Genomic DNA, 17927 nt, shown 5'->3' on the forward strand with positions numbered 1-17927 from the left:
CCTGCCTGAGCAGGCCGACGCCGGGCCTTGGCGCGCCAGACATCTGATGTGTTTCGGGAAGGTTACTCCGGGGCCACAGAATAGGCAACGGTCGATAGATCGATGGACGCGGCGACCATCTGGCCGGTCAGCAAGATGCACGGGCGGATGGGCAGCGTCGCACAGACTCTGCACCGCACAGAGATCCGCCAAAATCACGCCGACGAACACTCGGGCCGATGCACATACATCAGATGTACGCGGGCGGGCAGTCGGGTCAGCCGTTGCACCAGCTCCGACGTGCGACCCGAAGTGGCAGCGCAACCCTGGTGGGCGCGGCTCCCGTACGCAATCGGGTTGTCCTCTGCCCGCGTCACGGGTGACCATGGGCGGCATGGCGGGAGCTCGGGGGTGAGATCGCCTCTTCAAGGTGGACTACCGCCCGGCAGCGCGGTGGTGGTCGGGGCCGTCGTGGAGATCGCCTGCGACGAGTCGGGATTCTCGGGTACGAACCTGCTGCACTCGACCGCCCCGGTGATCACGCACGCGAGCGTCGACCTGGCCGTCGACGAGGCGGTCGCGCTCATCACCGCCCTGCGGTCCGGGTTCCGGTTCGCGCCGCACGAGCTCAAGTCCGGCCGGTTCCTGCGCGGTTCGGGTGCCCAGGAGGCACTGGAGTGGTTCCTGGCGGCGCTGGCCGGTCGCGCGCACGTCCACCTCATCGACAAGGAGTTCTTCCTCGTCACCCGAATCGTGGACTTCCTGCTGACCGAGCCGTCGTACGCGGCGGGCACCCACCTGGCCCCCGAGCACCATCCGGCGGCTCTCGCCCTGCACGAGGCCGGACGCGCGACCGGAGGCGACTGGGCCGCCTTCCTGTCGGCGTTCGTCGATCTGGTCCGGATGAAGCGGCGGCTTCCGGTCGACCAGACCGTGCAACGGTTCTTCCAGGCCCGGGACGCGCTGCGGCGACACGGCCTCGGCACGGTGGCCGACGCCGTCCTCGACGGACTGAGCCCGGACCACGTTCGGGCCGTGGTGGCCAGGCTCGACGTCGACGACCGCACGGTCCCTCCCCCGCTGGAACCACTGCTTCCGGCGCTGGCGGAGACGGTCCTGTCCTGGAGCGGCGGCCGGCGGCAGGTGCTGGTGACCCACGACGAGCAGAGCGCCCTGACGGCTGATCGCCTGACCCGCCTCCAGAGGGTGTTGGCCGACGGCTACGCGTCGGCGACCGGCGCCGACCGGGCCGGGGCGTTGCCGAACGGGGTGTCGCCCCTGGCAGGGCTGGTGATGGTCGACTCCCGCGACGATCCGCGCGTACAGGTAGCGGATCTCCTCGCCGGAGTGGCCCGGCGGATGCCCGGCATCATCGACGACGCGCTCCGTCAGCCGCCGCCCGCTGCCGCAGGGTGACGGGCAGCCGGGTCATGATCGGCACGGGCGCGGAGGGTCTGCGTGGTCGCCGAGTCAGCGGGGAAGAACGCCTCGACGGCCAACCCGGCGACTGTGACCTCCCGCGGCGTACCGAAGAGGGTCGTGGTGCTGACGAAGGACAACTCCTGGTCACCGTGCCGGTAGCGCAGCGGGACGAGAACACGTGAGAGGGCATCGCCTGGCGGTGTCGTGTCGACGTCGCCACCGGGATAGCCGCGAAGCTCCTCGTGCAGGTCGTACAGGATCGGGTCGTTGGTTGTCGCCGCCTGCTGTTGCAGCCGTTTCAACAGGTGGGCACGCCACTCGGGCAGATTGACGATGCGCGGTGCCAGACCGTCGGGGTGCAGGCTGAGGCGCAGCACGTTGATCGGTGCAGTGAGCAGGTGGGGCTGCGCGTCCATGGTGAACAGGGCGACGGCAGGGTTGGCGTCGACGAGGTGCCAGTGCTGGTCGACGAGCAGCGCGGGGTACGGGCTGTGCCCATCGAGGATCCGCCATACGGCGGCCCGGACCGGTGTCAGCTCGGTTTCGCCCAGTTCGTGGCGCGGGAAGGCGGGCGCGTAACCGCCGGCCAGCAGCATCGCGAGCGCCGTCCCGAAGAACCCGACGGCTCGCCGCCCGCAAGGCACCCCGACACAGGTCAGCCGTCCGTAGTCTCATCGAATGCAGGACATCCAGACGCACACCTTGGCCATTCCCGGCGTCGACCTGGTCTACGACGTCCGCGGCCCGCTACCTCCCACCGGCGCCCATCGCGCGCTGCTCATGATCGGCCAGCCGATGGCGGCGGAGGGCTTCACCGCGCTCGCCCCGCACTTCACGGACCGCACGGTCCTCACCTACGACCCGCGCGGTCTGGACCGCAGCGTCCGCACGGACGGTCGCTCCGACCACACGCCGCAGCAGCAGGCCGCCGACCTGCACGCGCTCCTGCAGGCACTCGGGGTCGGCCCGGTCGACGTGTTCGCCAGCAGCGGCGGCGCGGTGACGGCGCTCGAACTGGTCGCCACCCATCCCGACGACATCGCCACCCTGGTGGCGCACGAACCCCCGATCAACGCCGTGCTCCCCGACGCCACGGCCGCCGAGCGCGCCCGAGCCGACTTCTACGAGGCGTACCAGACGAAGGGCCCGGGTGCGGGGATGGCCGCGTTCATCGCCATGACGTCCTGGCAGGGCGAGTTCACCGACGCCTACTTCGCCCAGCCCGCTCCTGACCCGGCGACGTTCGGGTTGACCGACGACGACGACGGCAGCCGCGACGATCCGCTGCTGTCGCAGAACTCGTGGGCCATCACCGACTACCGTCCCGACGCGACTGTGCTCGCCGCCGCGCCCACCCGGATCGTAGTCGCTGTCGGCGAGGAGTCGGCCGGAACGTACAACGCTCGGACCGCCCTGGGCCTCGCGGCGCTGCTCGGCCAGGAGGCCGTGGTGTTCCCGAGCCACCACGGCGGGTTCCTCGGCGGCGAGTTCGGCTACGCGGGCAAGCCGGAGGAGTTCGCCGAGCGTCTGCGGGAGGTGCTGGACGCCGGCTGACCTCTGCTCAACCGGTCGCCTCGGAGTAGACCTCGACGTCGTAGAGCAGCTGCACATCGCGGCGGCCGTTGGTGACGCCGACGAAGACCGGATCACCGCACGGGGTACGGCCCTGACGCCACACCTGTTCCCGGGCCGCCTCCAGCGACTCGTGGTGGGCTTTGCCCTGCTGATGCAGTTGCAACACCCGGCGGGCGGTGCCCCGGTCGGTGCCGAGGTGGATTCGCAGGAGAGGCACGCCGGGACCTCCTTGCTCGACGCTGGATCTCGTGCGGCTGGCCGACCAGCCGTATCGTGAGACGCGGGGGCGATGATCCGCCGTCTTCGATTAAACGCCACCCGCTGCGGTCGAGGAGGGCATTGATGACTGGTCTGGCGACCGTCGGCGCACTCGTGGGTGTCCTGCTCGTCGGTCTCGTGGTCCTGATCCGTAAGCCGGCCAACGTCCGCTCGCTGCTCAGATGGTCGGCCCTGGCGATCACTGTGCTGGTGGCCGCCGTGCTGGTTCCCCTCACCGTGGACGACTCGGGCGCGGCGGCCGGCTATCTGCTCGGCGTTCCCGTTGTCGCGGCGTTGCTGCCCGTCCTCGCGCAGCAGACCGGGCGGCTGACCATGGTCGCCGATCTGGTGGCCGCGCTCGTGCTCACCGGATGGGGTCTGCTGCTCGGGCTGGGCATCGGTGTCGCGTTCCTACCAGCGGTGATACTCCTGATCGCCAGCGCCGCGGGCACCTGGGCGCAGCGACCGTCCACCACGTGACCCGGTGACCCGCTGTCAGCCGTCCGGGGTGAACAGCCCCTGTACGCCGACGACGATCGCGATGAGGCCGAAGATCGCGAGCAACAGCCGGACGCCGGTGGCACCGTCCGACCGCTCGTCGCGCGGCGTCGACCGCCCGGTCAACCGGCCCCACAGAAGGGCGAGCCCCACACCGATCCCCACCACCTCGAAGTGGAACACCCGGGGCCCGGACACCAGGTGGACGATCAGGTAGTAACCGCCGGTCACCAACGCCACGAGGCCGACCACCCACGCGATCGGGGCGGCTCGACCGGCGAGGCGGCCCAGGTCGTCGCCGACGCGCGGCAGCAGCCGCAGCACCGCCACGGCGAGCAGGAAGCCACCGACGATGTTGGCGAGGTCGAGCAGCAGAGCCATAAGCACGGGAGGCCTCCGTCGATCGGGTGATCAGCCGGTGGGAGCGTACCCACGGAACCGGTCAGTCGAAACGGCCCGCCTCGATGATGAGTTCCGACGCTCCGGGTCACCGATGATGCGTCCACTGTGGTTGTACCGGAAGGATTTCCGGAGACCGATTTGGCATTGACCAGCGTCTTTGTGTTTGCGATCCTCGTGCCGCTCGGAATCAACGCCGAAAGATTGCTGCGAGTTGTCGGTTCATCACCTAGGCTCCCGAATGCCCACATCGACGGCCCGCCCTCACGCCGTGCCAGCCACCGACCTTGCACGCTGGCCATCGCTACCCTCGACGCCGATTGGAGTGTTCGATGACCTGGCGTCCAACCATTGCCGCACTGGCCGGCCTGTGCCTGGCGGTCAGCGCCACCCCCCTGCCCGCCGGTGCTGCCGTCGCCGCCCACGTCAGCGCTCACGCCGCGCTCGCCGGTCCGCCCGGCGCACCGCCCGGGGCCTGCCCGACGGGGGCCAGTTACGGCCCGCCGCTGCCGGCCAGCACCGTGACGGCCCCACGAATCCAGGGCGGGTTCACCTTCCTCGAAGGGCCGGTCTGGGTCGCCGACGGCGGCTACCTGCTGTTCTCCGACATGACCGCCGGCACCGGACCGTACAACGTCCAGCCGTCGACGATCCGCCGGTTCACCGCGCCCGCCACCGTCGACACGTTCATCACCAACGCCGGCAGCAACGGCCTGGCGCTCAGTGCCGACTCCCAGCAGCTCGTCGCGGCCACCCATGACCAGCGGAGCGTGTCGTCGTACCGGCTGAGCGACCGGGCCCGCAGCACCGTCGCGCCCAACTACCAGGGCCGGGCGTTCAACTCGCCGAACGACGTCGCGGTCCGTTCCGACGGCGTCGTCTACTTCACCGACCCCAACTTCCAGCGCGGCAACCGCCCCGACCAGATGAGCGGGCGCACCAGCGTCTTCCGCGTCTCCAACGGGCAGGTGTCGCTGGTCGACGACCGGTTGCGCCAACCCAACGGCATCTCGCTCTCACCGGACGGGACGGCGTTGTACGTGGGCGCCTACTCGGAGAACAAGATCTACAAGTACGCGGTCCAGCCCGACGGCAGCATCGGGGCCCGCAGCGTCTTCGTGAACTACATCGGCGGCCCGGACGGCGGCACGATCGACTGCGCCGGCAACGTGTACTGGACCTCGGGCGGAGACTCCCTGGTCCACGTCTACTCCCCCGCGGGCACCGAGCTCGGCACGATCCGGTCCGGCAACTCCGGCACGACCAATGTGGCGTTCGGCGGCCCCGACCGGCAGACCCTCTTCGTCACGTCCGGCCGCTGGGGTGACTCCGGGCTGCACAGCGTGCGGCTCAACGTCCCCGGATATCCGTACTGACCAACGGTTGGGCGGCGCGCCGCTCTCGTCGTGGCCCGACGAGGCGGCGCGCTATCCGGCGGTCGCGGCGATGAACACCACCGCCCGGACCACCACCAGCGCGGCGGCCAGGAACGTCTGCCGGCGGGCCCGGCGCAACGCCTCCCTGACCTGCCAGGCGTGCGCCGTGGCGAGCAGCCAGCGCAGGTACGGGTCGGTCCGGGCGATGTTGCGGCGCGCGGTGGCGAGCCCGGCCCGGAGAGCGGCCCGCTCCTGCGGGGCAGCCGTGGACAGGCGGCGGGTGATCTCCGCGGCGATCCGGCGATGACGCAGCAGACCGTCGACGTCGTCCGCGTACCCGCCGAAGTGGTACCAGGGCTCGGCCTCCAGCCGCTCGCGCAGGCCGCGCAGCTCCGGCCCGGTGAGCGTCGCCGGCGTGGTCATCGGCGGTACGAGCACCTCGCTGGTCCGCCAGATCGCCCAGGCCACGCCGAGCAGCGTCACCAGCAGGCCGCCGCCCGCCCACGCCGCGTGAGCCCAGTCGGTGACCTTGCCGGCGGCGATCAGCGGGCCGCCACCGAGCAGCAGCGCGCCCACCGCGCCGGCCGAGGAGATGATCCACCGCGCCGCCGCCCGACTGTCCGCGACCGAGTCCAACGGGGACGGCAGCACGTCCAACCCCGCGCCGGTCGTCGGCGACTCCCCGGTCATCGACTGTCGTCGCGGAAGACGACGCCCAACGGGCCGTTCTCGTCGTCGGGCAGATCGGTGTACGGCACCCAGCGCTGCCCGTCGAAAAACTCCAGCTCGCCGCTGTCGTTGATCCGCACGGCGTTGACCTGCGCGAGCTCCTCAGGATCGTCAGCCATGGATACAGTATCGGTCAGCCCGGCAATCCATCCCGGCATCGGGTCGTCCGCAGGGGGCCCCTCGTGATCCGGTTGACAGTCAGCGCGACCGACGTGGTCCTGGTCGTTGGGGGCGACCGACGCCGGTACCCGGTGGGCCCAGGCGATCAACGTACGGCCGACCTGCTCTGGCGGCTGCGCGGCAGCCCCTCGGTGGAGCTGTCGTACGAGGTCGGCGTCGCGCTCGGCCGCCGTTTCCTCGACGCCCCCGGTCCGGCCCTGCGCGCTGAACTGGCCCGCCCCGGCCGGCACCGGCTCGGCATCGAGGTCGTCGGCCCAACCCTGGCCGACCTGCCCTGGGAAACCCTGGTGCTGCCCGGCGAGGAACTGCCGTTGGCGCTGCGACCCGACATCGACGTCTGCCGGACCGGCGACGACGCACCGGCACCCACGGTCCGGGTGGACGGCCCACTGCGGATGCTCGCGGCGATCGCGAGCCCGGACGACTCGACCCAGCCGCTGCTGGACCATGAACGGGAACTCGGGCGGATACTCGGCGCTGTGGAACCCGGGCATCGGCACGGGGTGCGGGTCCGCGTCCTGGAGTGGGGCAGCGCCGCCGCGATCCGGGCCGCCCTCGCCGAGGAACCGTTCCACGTCCTGCACGTCTCCAGCCACGCGCGTCCGGGTGCGCTGCTGCTGGAGACGCCCACCGGCACGGAGGACCGTGTGGACGCCGCGCGGTTCCTGGCCGAGGTGCTGCCGCCCGGCCGGACCGTGCCGTTGATCGTGCTGGCCGGCTGCTCGACAGCCCGCCCGGATCAACGGGAACTGCCCGGGTTGGCCGGCGCGCTGCTGAGCCACGGCGCGCCGGCGGTGTTGGCGATGAACGGGACGGTCAGCGACGGGTACACCATCGACTTCTGCGCTCGGCTCTACGAGCGGTTGGCCGCCCGCAGCGAGCCGGAGCTGCTGGCGGAGGTCTCCGCCGTACGCCGCGAGCTGGCCCCGACCGCCGCCGAGTGGTGGATGCCGACGCTGTTCCTGGCCGACCCGGCGCTGCGGCTGGCCGGCGGACGGGACGGCGCTGCCATTGCCGCACCGCCGGGTCAGTCGATCGTCGGGGACGGCGTGGTGCGTGCGCCCACGGACTTCGTGGGCCGCCGGGAGATCCTGCGTCGGCTGTCCCGGGGAAAGCTTCGGGTACTCGTCCATGGCATCGGTGGGATCGGCAAGACGAGTCTCGCCGCGGAACTCGCGCGGCGGTTCCGCGACGCGGGTGGCATCGTCGTGGCGACCCACGGCGACGCCACCGTCGACGCGATCCTCGACGAGCTGCGCCGCCAGGTGGAGAGCCACTGCGCCGAAGCGGCCTCTGACGACCCGCTGCGGCGATGGCTCGTCGCCCTCGTCCAGCCGGGCCAGGACTGGCGGCGACGGTTGGACGCGATCGGCACCGGTGGCCCGCCGCTGCTGCTCGTCCTCGACAACGCCGAGGACGCCCTGGATGCCGAGCACCGGTTGGCCGACGCGGACCTGGCGGCGTTCCTCGCCGCCTGGGCGTCCCACCACGAGCTGGTCGTGACCAGCCGGCACCCTTTCCCGGTCGCCGGTCTGGAAGCCTGTCACCTCGGTCCGCTCTCCTGGCAGGAGACCCGCAAGCTGCTCTGGCGGCTGCCGGGCGTGGGCCAGCTGGCGTCGGCGGAACAGCAACGGATGTGGCACCGGCTGGGTGGCCACCCTCGCGCGCTGGAGTACCTCGACGGTCTGCTGCGCGGCGGCAACGCCCGATCCGACGAGGTCGCCGGCCGACTGGCCGCAGCCGGTGGTGGCCGGGACGCCGCGCCGGCCGAGGTCGGCACACCGCTGGCCGAGGCCGGGGCGCTGGCCGCCGAGGATGTGCTGCTGCCCCGGCTGCTCGCCCGCCTGGAGTCCGTCCCGGAGGCCCGTCGGTTGCTGCTCGGCGCGGCGGTGTACCGCACTCCGGCGGACCGGACCGGGCTCGCCTGGCAGCTCGCCGACCCGGCCGACGGCGACGACCCACCACCGGAACCGGCGGGGCTGGACGGGGCGGTCGAGACGCTGTCGCAGCTGGGGCTGCTCGCCCCGGTCACCGGAGGCCACCTGGTGCACCGGTGGACGGCGGCGAGCCTGCAGCGGATCGCCGGCCGCGACGCGGTGGTCGACGCGCACCGCCGGGCGGGCCGTTACTGGGGCTGGCGGGCCCGGTCCAGCACCGACCAGCACGACTTCATCCGCCGGGCCGTCGAGGCCAGGTACCACCACCTGGCGGCGGGTGACACCGACGAGGTCGTCACCTACTCCGAGCTGGCCTGCCAGGAGTTGCACGCGGCCGGGCACTGGGCCTGGGAGGAGAAGATCTGGCGGGAACTGCTGCCGCTGGCATCCCCGGGCTCGGCGCGTTACGCGAGCTTCCTCAAGGGACTCGGCGACGTGCACCTCAGCCGGGGCGAGTACCCGCAGGCGACGCAGCGTTACGAGGCGGCGCTTGCCGTCTACCGGGATCTCGGCGACGACAGCGGGGTCGGCAAGCTCCTGCACCAGTTGGGCCTGGTCGCCGACAACCGGGGCGACCGGGCGAGCGCGGACCGGCTGTTCCAGGAGGCGTTGACGATCCTGAGCGGACTCGACGACCGCTCGGCGGTCTCCCGGACCCTGCACCAGCTCGCCGGGATCGCCCGCGGCAACGGCGACGCCGAGCTGGCCATGTCGCGTTACCTGGAGGAGCTGGCGATCGCCCGGGACCTCGACGACCTGGAGGGGATCGCGGCGAGCCACCACCAGATCGGCGTACTCGCCTTCGAGTCCCGGGACTTCGTGAAGGCGGAGCGGTGCGTCCAGGTGGCGATCACCAGCTACGGACGGTTGGGCGTCCGGGTCCAGCAGGGCAGCGGGCTGGTGATGCTCGGACGCATCGCCCTCGCCCAGTTCGCGTACGAGACCGCTGAGGAGCGGGTCCGCGCCGCCCTGAAGATCTTCGAGGAGGTCGGCAGCAACGGTCACATCGCGGAGTGCTCGCTGTTGCTCGGTCACCTCTCCCGCGACCTCGACGACCTCGAGTTCGCCGAGAGCTGCTACGCCCGCGCCCGGACGATCGTCGCGGCCCTCGGCGAGGACCCGCTGCTGCGCCGCTGCGACGAACTGCTCGGCGGTGTCCGAACCGTCCTCGGCCGGGCTGCCGAGGCGGTGCCGCACACCCTCAACGCGATCGGCGGGGACGACCAGCCGCCGCTCCAGGCGGCTCTGGAATGGCTGGCCGTGCAGCGCCTGGAACTGGGCGCGCACGCCTTCTCGGCCCTGCTGTCCCGGCACCTCGACCGGAGGCACGCGGCGCAGCGGGCCGAGTGGGTCGAGGCGTACCTGCGGTTCCGGTTCGACGCTTCCCACCCGACGCCGCTGGGCAGTGGTTACGTCCATCGCGCCATCGCCGCCGCCCAGGCCGGTGAGTTCGGCACCGCCCGGATGTGCCTGCTGCGGGCGTTGCCGATCTGCGCCGCCGCCGGCTACCAGGCGGGGGTCGCCAAGTGCCACGAGGACCTCGGAGGGGCAGCCCTGGAGACCCGCCGGCTGACCGAGGCGCGGTCCCGCTACGAGCAGGCGTTGCAGGTCTACCGCGTGCTGCGCCACGAGCCCAACCAGGCCATCGTCCTGCACCAGCTCGGCCGGGTCTGCGAGGAGCAGGAGGATCTCGCCGGCGCGGACGGGTTCTACCGTCGCTCCATCGCGATCAAGAAACGGCTCGGGAACCTGTCGGGCGTCTCCAACAGCACCTTCCACCTGGGCAGGGTGGCCGGCCTGCGCGGCGACCGGGCCCTGGCCGAGCGGTGCTACCGGACCTGCCTGCGGATCGACCGCGAGCAGGGCAACTGGGAGGCGGTGGCACTGGACCAGGTGGCGCTCGGGCAGCTGCGCGTCGAGCAGGGCCACCCGGCGGAGGGCGTCCCGCTGATCGTCGAGGCGCTGAGCATCGACCGGCAGATCGGGTCGGCGAACGCGGCGCTCGACCTCAACGCGCTTCGCGAACTGCGGGCCAGGATCGGCGACGAGGTGTTCGCGGCCATCCTCACCGACGCCTTCGGCGCGGCCAGCGCCGCCGAGGTGCTCGACCTGATCGCGGTGCTACCGACCGCGGACGAGCCAACCTGACCCACCCGGCCACCCGTACACTCGGCCAATGGCGAACCGCCCGCGGCACCGAGGTCGGTAGACCGATGAGGGCGTCGACCGCAGACACCGTGATCTTTGATTTCGACGGTGTGCTGCTGCGCGGGGACGCATTCGGGCTGTTCCTGCGACGCACTGCTTTCGCGGGTGCCCGGCTGCCGCTGGCCGTCGCCGCGCTCGTCCTCCTCGCGCCCGTCGCCACCGTTCCCGCGCTCCGTCCGTGGGCGGCGCGGTGGGTCAGCCGGATCGGCCTGGTGGGCCGGAACGGGGACGAGTTGCGGGCGGAGCTGGAACGCTTCGGTACGAACCTCGGTGCGGAACCCGGGCGGATGATCGAGCCCGGTCTGCGGATGATCCGTAGCCACCTCGCCGCCGGCGACCGGGTCATCGTGGTGACCGCGTGCGAGCACACCCTGGCGCGCGCCGTGCTCGACGCGATCGGCCTCGCCGAGGTCGAGCTCGTGGCATCGCACATTCGCGGGCCGAGGCTGATAGTGCACAACCACGGGGCGACCAAGATGGCGCAGCTCACCGGCCAGGGGGTGACGCCACCGTGGCGGGTCGCCTACAGCGACTCCCTGTCGGATCTGCCCATCCTCGACGCCGCCGAGCAGCCAGTGCTGGTCAACGCGACAACACGTGAGGTCACCCGGGCACGGCGGCTCCTCGGCGCCCGGCTGACGACTGTCACCTGGTTGGCTGGCCAGGGCCCGGGGCACCCACATCACACCGCTGGAGACGACCGCCGATGAGAGGCCGCTACGACAACCTGACCCGCATCCGCGCTCTCGACCCGGAGCGCGACCACCTGGCCATCTACCAGACGATGCTGCGCTACGAGTTTCCGTGGGACATGAAGCTCGGGCTCAACCTCGCCTTCAACCGGTCGTTCTCCATCCCCGCCATCGCCGCCGTGCACACCGCCACCGGGGAGCTGACCGAACGCACCCAGAAGCGCATCGACGACACCGGTCTGCTGATGTACGAGATGGTGCTCAACGGCTTCGACCAGCCTCGGGGCCGCGAGGCGTTGCGGCGCGTCAACCAGATCCACCGCCCGTACGACATCAGCAACGACGACTTCCGCTACGTCCTCGGCTGCCTGGTCGTGATCCCCACCCGGTGGTTGCAGGAGTACGGCTGGCGCCCACCCTGCTGCCACGAACGTCACGCCACGTACCTGTTCTACCGGGAACTCGGCCGACGGATGGGCATCACCGACATCCCGGGGTCGTACGGCGAGTTCGAGACCTGGTTCGACGCGTACGACGCAGCTCACCTGCAACCGAACGACGACGCGGCGGCCATCGAACGCGCCACCCGCATGCTAATGCTCACCCGGATCCCCCGGACGCTCACCCCACTGGGAAACGCACTGGTCAGCGCCCTGTATGACGCGCCGCTGCGGCGCGCGACACGGGTCGACACGCCGACCTGGCCGGTCCGGGCGGGTGTGCACCTGGCCCTGCGGACGCGCTCGCTGTCGCAGCGGTGGTTCGGTGCGCCACCGGCGACCGCGTTGTTCGCCGACGGCATCAACACCAAGAGCTACCCCGACGGGTACGAGATCAGCCAGCTCGGCCCCCACCAGGACCGCGTGCACGAGTAGCACGTCGTGGTGCCAGCGACACCGGCTCGGACGCGCCGGGCCCTACGCCATCGGTGCGAGGTCACCGCGGCGACCGGCCCGAGAGTGCGGTCGGTCCGCCGACCGTCCGTTGGGGACAGTCGGCGGACCGGCTCTCAGCGGACGTCCGTGGTGGTCCAGCGTGGGGAGGTGTTGGTGATCGGGACGGTGTCGCCGACCAGCGTGGTCAGCGCCTGGGCGTCCCGCCGCGCACTGGTGCCGACCCACAGCTCGACGTCGCCAGGCTCCACCACCCGGGTGAACGTGCGGTCGGAGAAGGCCAGACGGGTGGTGGGCACCGTCAGCTCGACAGTGACGGACTGGCCCGGTTCCAGATGGACCCGCCGGTAGCCGAGCAGCTGCGCCACCGGCCGGGTCACCGAGGCGACCACATCGCGACCGTAGAGCTGGACCACGTCGTCGCCAGCGACCGCGCCGGTGTTCGTCACCCGCACGGTCACCTCCACCGCCCCGCTGGTGGGCGTCGTGCTGGGCACGGTGAGCTCGCTGTACGCGAATGTCGTGTAGGACAGGCCGTGGCCGAACGGCGCCACGGGCGTCGCCGGAAGGTTGGTCACCTCGTTGCCCGTACCGAGGGTGGGGTGCAGGTAGGAGTACGGTTGCGCGCCGGCCGACCGGGGCATGCTGACCGGCAGCCGGCCCGACGGGTTGACCCGCCCGGAGAGCACCCCCGCGATCGCCCCGGCGCCCTCCTCGCCCGGGAAGAACGCCTGCACCACCGCCGCGCAGCGCGCGAGCGCCCAGCCGACCGCGTACGGCCGGCCGGTAACCAGAACGAGGACGACCGGTGTGCCGGTTGCCAACACCGCCTCGACCAGTTGGCGCTGGACGCCGGGCAGCTCCAGGTCCTCCCGGTCGCAGCCCTCCCCTACCGTGCCGCGTCCGAAGAGGCCGGCGTGGTCGCCGACGACCAGGACGGCCACGTCAGCGGCGGAGGCTGTGGCGATGGCCTCGTCGAAGCCGGATCGGTCGTCGTCGTCCACGTCGCAGCCGCGTGCCCAGGTGACGAGGTCGCCGCCGAACTCGGCCCGCACGGCGTCGAGCACGGTCGGCACGTCGATGCCGGTCTCCACGCCGGGGTGCTGGACGAGGACGTGGTTGAGGAATGAGTAGCACCCGAAGAGCGCGCTCTGCCGGTCGGCGTTCGGGCCGATGAGGGCCACCCGTCGCCCCGCGGGCAGCGGCAGCGCGTCCCGGTTGGCGACCAGCACGATCGATTCCTCGGCGAGCCGACGGGCGATCGACCGGTGCTCGGGCGAGTCGAGATCGATCGTCTGGGGCGGCTCGTCGTCGAAGGTCGCGTCGAGCAGACCCAGGTCCCGCTTCTGGCGCAGCACCCGCAGCACCGCGCGGTCGATCAGCGCCTCGTCGAGCTTGCCCGCCCGCAGCGACTCCCTCAGGGTCAGGTAGGCGTCGCCGGTGGGCAGCTCGACGTCGAGACCGGCGGTCAACGCCTGCCCGGCCGCATCGGGGTGATCGCTCGCCACGTGGTGCAGCAGGTTCAGGAACGCGACCCCGTAGTAGTCGGCCACCACAGTGCCGTCGAAGCCCCACTGGTCGCGCAGGATGCCGGTCAGCATCGTCGGGTCGGCGGCGACCGGCACCCCGTCGATCTCGGTGTACGAGTGCATGACGCTGCGTGCGTCGCCGTCGAGGATCGCCATCTCGAACGGGGGCAGCAGCACGTCGGCCAGTTCCCGGCGGCCGATGTGCACCGGGGCGAAGTTGCGCCCGGCGCGCGAGGCGGAGTAGCCGGCGAAGTGCTTGAGGGTGGCGTGCACCCCCTGCGACTGCAGGCCGCGCACGTACGAGGTGCCGATGGTGCCGACCAGGTACGGGTCTTCGGCCACGCACTCGTCGACCCGGCCCCAGCGGGGGTCACGGATCACGTCGAGCACCGGAGACAGCCCCTGGTGCACGCCCAGGGCCCGCATCGAGGCGCCGATCGCCGCGGCCATCTCGGTGACCAGTTCGGGGTTGAACGCGGCACCCCAGGCCAGCGGGGTGGGGAACGTGGCCGCCTTCCACGCGGACAGCCCGGTGAGGCACTCCTCGTGCACGATCGCCGGGATGCCGAGCCGGGTGCCGGTGACCAGGTCCCGCTGGAACTTCCACAACCACGACGCGCGTTGCGCCGGGTCCAACGGCCGGGTCCCGTAGGCGCGGGTGAGGTGACCGAGCCCGTGCCGGGAGAAGTCCTCGAGCTTGGAGGAGTCGCCGAACTCGCCCTGCAACGGTGCGACCGCTTCGCCGTCCTCTTTTTCCCAAAAGCCGACGAGCTGGGCGATCTTCTCCTCGATCGTCATCCGGCCGAGGAGTTCGCGTACGCGGGCCTCGCCGTCGTGCCCGTCCGGTCGTCCGTGTTCCGGACCGGCCTGGGCCGGCACCGGCCCGTCCACCACCGCGTGGACCTCAGTCATGCTGTGCCTTCCTGTGGTTGTGCTCGTACCGCTGCCGCTCAGCCCTTGACCGCACCCTGCAGGCCACCGACGATCTGCTTCTCCGCGAGCGTGAAGAAGAGCAGCGCCGGCAGCATTGCCAGCGAGGTGAAGGCGAGTACGCCTGCCGTGTCGGTCGTGTACTGGCTGGAGAAGTTCTGCACGCCCAGCGGCAGGGTGTGCAGGTTGACGTCGCTGAGGACGAGCAGCGGCAGCAGGAACGAGTTCCAGCTCGCCACGAACGCCAGGACGCCAACGGTGACGAGCGCGGGCCGCGACAGCGGCATCGCGACGCGCCAGAGGAAGCCGAGCCGACTCGCACCGTCGATGGCGGCGGCGTCCTCCAACTCTCGCGGAATGGCGGAGAGGAAGGGACGCAGAATCACGATCGTCAGCGGCAGTGAGAAGGCGACCTGAGGCAGGATCACCGCGTAGTAAGAGTTGATCAGGTTCAGGTCACGCAGCATGAGGTAGAGCGGCAGGATCGCCGCCCCGGCCGGAAACAGCAGGCCGAGCGTGAAGAAGGTGTAGAGCCCTTCTCGCCCGCGGAACCGGTAGCGGGCCAGCACGAACGCGGCGGCCAGGCCGAGGACGACGACGGCGAGCGTGGTGCCGAGGGCGATGACCGCGCTGTTGAACGCCTGTTGCCAGAAGTTGCTCTGGGTCAGCACCCGGGAGTAGTTGTCCCAGACGAACGGGTCGGGCAGGCCGGCCGGGTCGGCGACGATCTGCGGGGTGGTGCGGAAACCGCCGATGACCACGTAGATGACCGGGGCGATCGACACCGCCGCGATCGCGAGGGCGAGCGCGTAGGTGAGCGGCGTGCCCCAGGAAACCTGGCGGCGTCCGGTGGACGGGGGGAGAACCGAATTCACGGCCATCGTCACTTCGCCCTTCCGGTGATGGCGCCCTCGATGTCGCGGCGGAGCAGGAACCGCTGGAACAGCAGCGCCGCCACGAAGGAGATGACGAAGAGGATTACCGCCACGGCGTTGCCGTAGCCCCACAGCCGGGCGAAGAACCCGTTGTCCACCATGTACGTCGCCATGGTGGCGGATGCGCCGAGGGACCGCACGGCGGGCACCGATGTCACCCAGATCATGTCGAAGATCTGCAGTGAGCCGATCATGGACAGGAACATCCAGATCCGGATCGTCGGGCCGAGCAGCGGAATCGTGACGTGCCGTTGGATCTGCCACCAGCTCGCACCGTCGATGGCGGCGGCCTCGGTCAGCTCGTCGGGCACATTGGACAGTCCGGCGAGGAGCAGGATGATGGCGAAGCCGACGTATTTCCAGGTGAGAACGGCCAGCAGGGTCCAGATGACCACGTCCAGGTCGGCCAGCCAGGCCTGCACCAGGCCGCCCATTCCCAGGGACCGCAGCAGCGCGTCGACAGTGCCGTCGCCGGTGAGGAGCAACTTCCACATGATGCCGACCGTGACCTCGGCCAGCACGTACGGCACGAACACCAGGAGGCGGAACACCGACCGCCCACGGAAGCGGCGGTTGAGCAGCAGGGCGACGCCCAGGGCGATCGGCCCCTGGATCAGCAGCGACCCGAACACGATGATGGCGTTGTTGCGCAACGCGTCGAGGAAGATCGGGTCCTGGAAGGCGAGGGTGTAGTTCCGCAGACCGACGAACTCGGTGGGCGGCCCGACCCCGCGCCACCGGAACAGGCTGTAGTAGACCGCGAAGCCCATCGGCACCAGCACGAACATCACGTAGATGGCGACGGCCGGCGCGGTCAGCCCGATGATCTCGTACCACTTGCGGCGGTTGTCGGCTCGGCGGGCGGAATCGCGCGCGGCCCGGTGGGGGCCCGCCGGCGACGCGGAAGCGCCGCCGGCGGGCATACGGATCTGGTTGGCGGAGGTCACTTGCTTGCGGCCGCCTTCATTGCCGAGACGACCTTCTCAGGCGTCCCGTTGCCGGCGAAGATGGTGACGATCGCGTCGTTCATCGCGTTACCGATGGTGCTGCCGTAGGCCGTGTCGAGCCAGAGCTGGACGTAGCTCGCCCCGGAGGTGGCCTCCAGGATGGACTTCAGCGCGGGGTCCTTGACGGCGTCCGCCGCACCCTTGGCAACGGGCAGGCCGGTGCCGGTCTCGGCGTAGCCCTTCTGCACCTCGGGGCTCACGATGTACTTGAGGAACTCGACGCACTCGGACGGGGCGTTCTTGGAGCAGGAGAACCCGTCACCACCGCCGAGGGCCGCCTTCGGGTCACCCGGGGAACCGCTGATCGCCGGCACCGGGAACCAGCCGAGGAACGACGCGAGCTTCGTCTTGTCCGTGGCGACGGTGTCCAGCGTGCCGCGGTTCCAGTCACCCATGAGCTCCATCGCGGCCTTGCCGTTGGCGAGCATGCCGTTGGCGCTGGTCGGATCGTTCTGGCCCGGCGTGGCGATGAAGTTGGGCTGGAACGGCTTGGTGTCGATGAACGCCTTCAGGTCCTGGCCGGCCTTCACGAAGCACGGATCGTCGAAGGTCTTCTCCGTAGACGCCTTCTTGAGGGTGTCGACCGAGCAGGCACGCAGCGCCATGTTGTACCACCAGTGCGCGGCCGGCCACTTGTCACCGGCACCCACGGCGATCGGAATGACGTTGATCGCCTTGAGCTTGGTGACCGCGGCGTTGAGCTCCTCGAAGTTGGTCGGCGGAGCCGCGATGCCCGCTCGCGCGAACATCTCCTTGTTGTACCAGACGCCCTCGATGCCCATCCGGAACGGCAGGCCGTACTGCTTGCCCTTGACCTGCCAGATCTCTGCGGCACTGCCGATGTCGCCGACCTCGGTCTTGGTCTGGTCGGTGATCTCCTTGAGGTAGTCGGCCTCCACCTGCTCGGTCATCTCGCCGCCACCCCAGGCCTGGAAGATGTCCGGCGGGTCGCTGCTCAGCAGCGCGGCGGGGAGCCGGGTGCGCTGGAGCTGGTTCGTCTCGATCGCCTCGATCTCGATCTTGACGGTGGGGTGGAGTGCGGAGAAGTCCTTGGCGACCTTCTCCCAGTAGGTCTTGCCGGGCCCGTCCTGTGAGGCGTTGTGCCACCAGGTCAGGGTCACCGGGTCCTTGTACAGCTCGTTCTGAGGGGCCGCCTCTTCGCCGCCGCCGCCACAGCCGGCGGTAACGAGAACACTTGTCATCAACAGTGCCAGGACGGCACTTGCACGCCGCTTCGTTGCCATAGATGTCTCCTCGACTACTCAGTCGCGGTACTCGGCCTGCGGCGAAGTTTTACAGTCATGTAACTTGATGTCAATCGGTATCGATAACGTTTTCGAGTCGCCGACACCGCAGCGGCAGCAGGGCCCTATCATCATC

16 protein-coding genes are annotated in these 17927 nt (G+C 70.6%); 7 read left to right on the forward strand and 9 right to left on the reverse strand.

Annotated features, from left to right (window positions below):
• Window positions 1–390 precede the first annotated feature (390 nt).
• Window positions 391–1395, forward strand: a complete 1005-nt coding sequence (locus tag ACIBEF_RS20565; RefSeq protein WP_396794815.1) for a hypothetical protein — start codon at window positions 391–393, stop codon at window positions 1393–1395.
• Here ACIBEF_RS20565 and ACIBEF_RS20570 read toward each other — a convergent pair.
• A complete protein-coding gene (locus tag ACIBEF_RS20570; RefSeq protein WP_396794816.1) occupies window positions 1368–1997 on the reverse strand; it encodes a transcriptional regulator in 630 nt (209 codons plus the stop codon). The two genes, ACIBEF_RS20565 and ACIBEF_RS20570, sit on opposite strands and share 28 nt — an antisense overlap.
• 82 nt (window positions 1998–2079) lie before the next feature.
• Here ACIBEF_RS20570 and ACIBEF_RS20575 point away from each other — a divergent pair, with 82 nt between their 5' ends.
• A complete protein-coding gene (locus ACIBEF_RS20575; RefSeq protein WP_396794817.1) occupies window positions 2080–2955 on the forward strand; it encodes an alpha/beta fold hydrolase in 876 nt (291 codons plus the stop codon).
• Window positions 2956–2962: 7 nt separating this feature from the next.
• Here the strand turns inward: ACIBEF_RS20575 and ACIBEF_RS20580 are convergent, their stop codons facing one another.
• A complete protein-coding gene (locus ACIBEF_RS20580; RefSeq protein ID WP_396794818.1) occupies window positions 2963–3193 on the reverse strand; it encodes a hypothetical protein in 231 nt (76 codons plus the stop codon).
• 125 nt (window positions 3194–3318) lie between these two features.
• Between ACIBEF_RS20580 and ACIBEF_RS20585 the strand changes: the two genes are divergently transcribed.
• Window positions 3319–3714, forward strand: a complete 396-nt coding sequence (locus ACIBEF_RS20585; RefSeq protein WP_396794819.1) for a hypothetical protein — start codon at window positions 3319–3321, stop codon at window positions 3712–3714.
• Between the two features lie 15 nt (window positions 3715–3729).
• Here the strand turns inward: ACIBEF_RS20585 and ACIBEF_RS20590 are convergent, their stop codons facing one another.
• The gene (locus ACIBEF_RS20590; RefSeq protein WP_355008640.1) at window positions 3730–4113 is read right to left on the reverse strand and encodes a hypothetical protein; all 384 of its coding nucleotides are present in this window, start codon (window positions 4111–4113) and stop codon (window positions 3730–3732) included.
• A 350-nt stretch (window positions 4114–4463) separates the two neighbouring features.
• On the opposite strand from ACIBEF_RS20590, the gene ACIBEF_RS20595 reads away from it, so the two are divergent.
• Window positions 4464–5507, forward strand: coding sequence for an SMP-30/gluconolactonase/LRE family protein (locus ACIBEF_RS20595; protein WP_396794820.1), 1044 nt, complete (start codon window positions 4464–4466; stop codon window positions 5505–5507).
• Between the two features lie 51 nt (window positions 5508–5558).
• Here the strand turns inward: ACIBEF_RS20595 and ACIBEF_RS20600 are convergent, their stop codons facing one another.
• Both ACIBEF_RS20600 and ACIBEF_RS20605 read right to left on the reverse strand, forming a co-directional pair.
• A complete protein-coding gene (locus ACIBEF_RS20600; protein ID WP_396794821.1) occupies window positions 5559–6197 on the reverse strand; it encodes a hypothetical protein in 639 nt (212 codons plus the stop codon).
• Window positions 6194–6355 carry a hypothetical protein gene (locus ACIBEF_RS20605; protein WP_387353843.1) on the reverse strand — a complete coding sequence of 54 codons (162 nt, stop codon included), beginning with the start codon at window positions 6353–6355 and terminating at the stop codon, window positions 6194–6196. The genes ACIBEF_RS20600 and ACIBEF_RS20605 overlap by 4 nt, the downstream gene beginning before the upstream one ends.
• A 63-nt stretch (window positions 6356–6418) precedes the next feature.
• On the opposite strand from ACIBEF_RS20605, the gene ACIBEF_RS20610 reads away from it, so the two are divergent.
• From ACIBEF_RS20610 to ACIBEF_RS20620, 3 genes are all read left to right on the forward strand, one after another.
• On the forward strand, window positions 6419–10501 hold the full coding sequence (locus ACIBEF_RS20610) for a tetratricopeptide repeat protein (protein WP_396794822.1): 4083 nt from the start codon (window positions 6419–6421) through the stop codon (window positions 10499–10501).
• A 65-nt stretch (window positions 10502–10566) separates the two neighbouring features.
• The gene (locus ACIBEF_RS20615) at window positions 10567–11271 is read left to right on the forward strand and encodes a haloacid dehalogenase-like hydrolase (RefSeq protein ID WP_396794823.1); all 705 of its coding nucleotides are present in this window, start codon (window positions 10567–10569) and stop codon (window positions 11269–11271) included.
• Window positions 11268–12128, forward strand: coding sequence for an oxygenase MpaB family protein (locus ACIBEF_RS20620; RefSeq protein WP_396794824.1), 861 nt, complete (start codon window positions 11268–11270; stop codon window positions 12126–12128). The genes ACIBEF_RS20615 and ACIBEF_RS20620 overlap by 4 nt, the downstream gene beginning before the upstream one ends.
• A gap of 134 nt (window positions 12129–12262) precedes the next feature.
• On the opposite strand, the gene ACIBEF_RS20625 is transcribed toward ACIBEF_RS20620, so the two are convergent.
• The 4 genes from ACIBEF_RS20625 to ACIBEF_RS20640 are packed head-to-tail and all read right to left on the reverse strand — an operon-like array spanning window position 12263 to window position 17791.
• Entirely contained in the window at window positions 12263–14587 is a 2325-nt protein-coding gene (locus ACIBEF_RS20625; protein WP_396794825.1) for a glycoside hydrolase family 3 N-terminal domain-containing protein, read from the reverse strand.
• Window positions 14588–14625: 38 nt separating this feature from the next.
• A complete protein-coding gene (locus tag ACIBEF_RS20630) occupies window positions 14626–15492 on the reverse strand; it encodes a carbohydrate ABC transporter permease (protein ID WP_393224165.1) in 867 nt (288 codons plus the stop codon).
• A complete protein-coding gene (locus tag ACIBEF_RS20635) occupies window positions 15489–16487 on the reverse strand; it encodes a carbohydrate ABC transporter permease (RefSeq protein ID WP_396794826.1) in 999 nt (332 codons plus the stop codon). Before ACIBEF_RS20635 ends, ACIBEF_RS20630 begins: the two co-directional genes overlap by 4 nt.
• Entirely contained in the window at window positions 16484–17791 is a 1308-nt protein-coding gene (locus tag ACIBEF_RS20640; RefSeq protein ID WP_396794827.1) for an extracellular solute-binding protein, read from the reverse strand. The genes ACIBEF_RS20635 and ACIBEF_RS20640 overlap by 4 nt, the downstream gene beginning before the upstream one ends.
• Window positions 17792–17927: the final 136 nt, after the last annotated feature.

Source organism: Micromonospora sp. NPDC050795, from assembly GCF_044456785.1.
Classification (GTDB): Bacteria; Actinomycetota; Actinomycetes; order Mycobacteriales; family Micromonosporaceae; genus Micromonospora.

Coding starts and splice junctions, on each gene's coding strand:
- ACIBEF_RS20570 (WP_396794816.1), bottom strand. CDS start 1,997: ATGCTGCTGGCCGGCGGTTACGCGCCCGCCTTCCCGCGCCACGAACTG.
- ACIBEF_RS20575 (WP_396794817.1), top strand. CDS start 2,080: ATGCAGGACATCCAGACGCACACCTTGGCCATTCCCGGCGTCGACCTG.
- ACIBEF_RS20585 (WP_396794819.1), top strand. CDS start 3,319: ATGACTGGTCTGGCGACCGTCGGCGCACTCGTGGGTGTCCTGCTCGTC.
- ACIBEF_RS20590 (WP_355008640.1), bottom strand. CDS start 4,113: ATGGCTCTGCTGCTCGACCTCGCCAACATCGTCGGTGGCTTCCTGCTC.
- ACIBEF_RS20595 (WP_396794820.1), top strand. CDS start 4,464: ATGACCTGGCGTCCAACCATTGCCGCACTGGCCGGCCTGTGCCTGGCG.
- ACIBEF_RS20600 (WP_396794821.1), bottom strand. CDS start 6,197: ATGACCGGGGAGTCGCCGACGACCGGCGCGGGGTTGGACGTGCTGCCG.
- ACIBEF_RS20605 (WP_387353843.1), bottom strand. CDS start 6,355: ATGGCTGACGATCCTGAGGAGCTCGCGCAGGTCAACGCCGTGCGGATC.
- ACIBEF_RS20615 (WP_396794823.1), top strand. CDS start 10,567: ATGAGGGCGTCGACCGCAGACACCGTGATCTTTGATTTCGACGGTGTG.
- ACIBEF_RS20620 (WP_396794824.1), top strand. CDS start 11,268: ATGAGAGGCCGCTACGACAACCTGACCCGCATCCGCGCTCTCGACCCG.
- ACIBEF_RS20625 (WP_396794825.1), bottom strand. CDS start 14,587: ATGACTGAGGTCCACGCGGTGGTGGACGGGCCGGTGCCGGCCCAGGCC.
- ACIBEF_RS20640 (WP_396794827.1), bottom strand. CDS start 17,791: ATGGCAACGAAGCGGCGTGCAAGTGCCGTCCTGGCACTGTTGATGACA.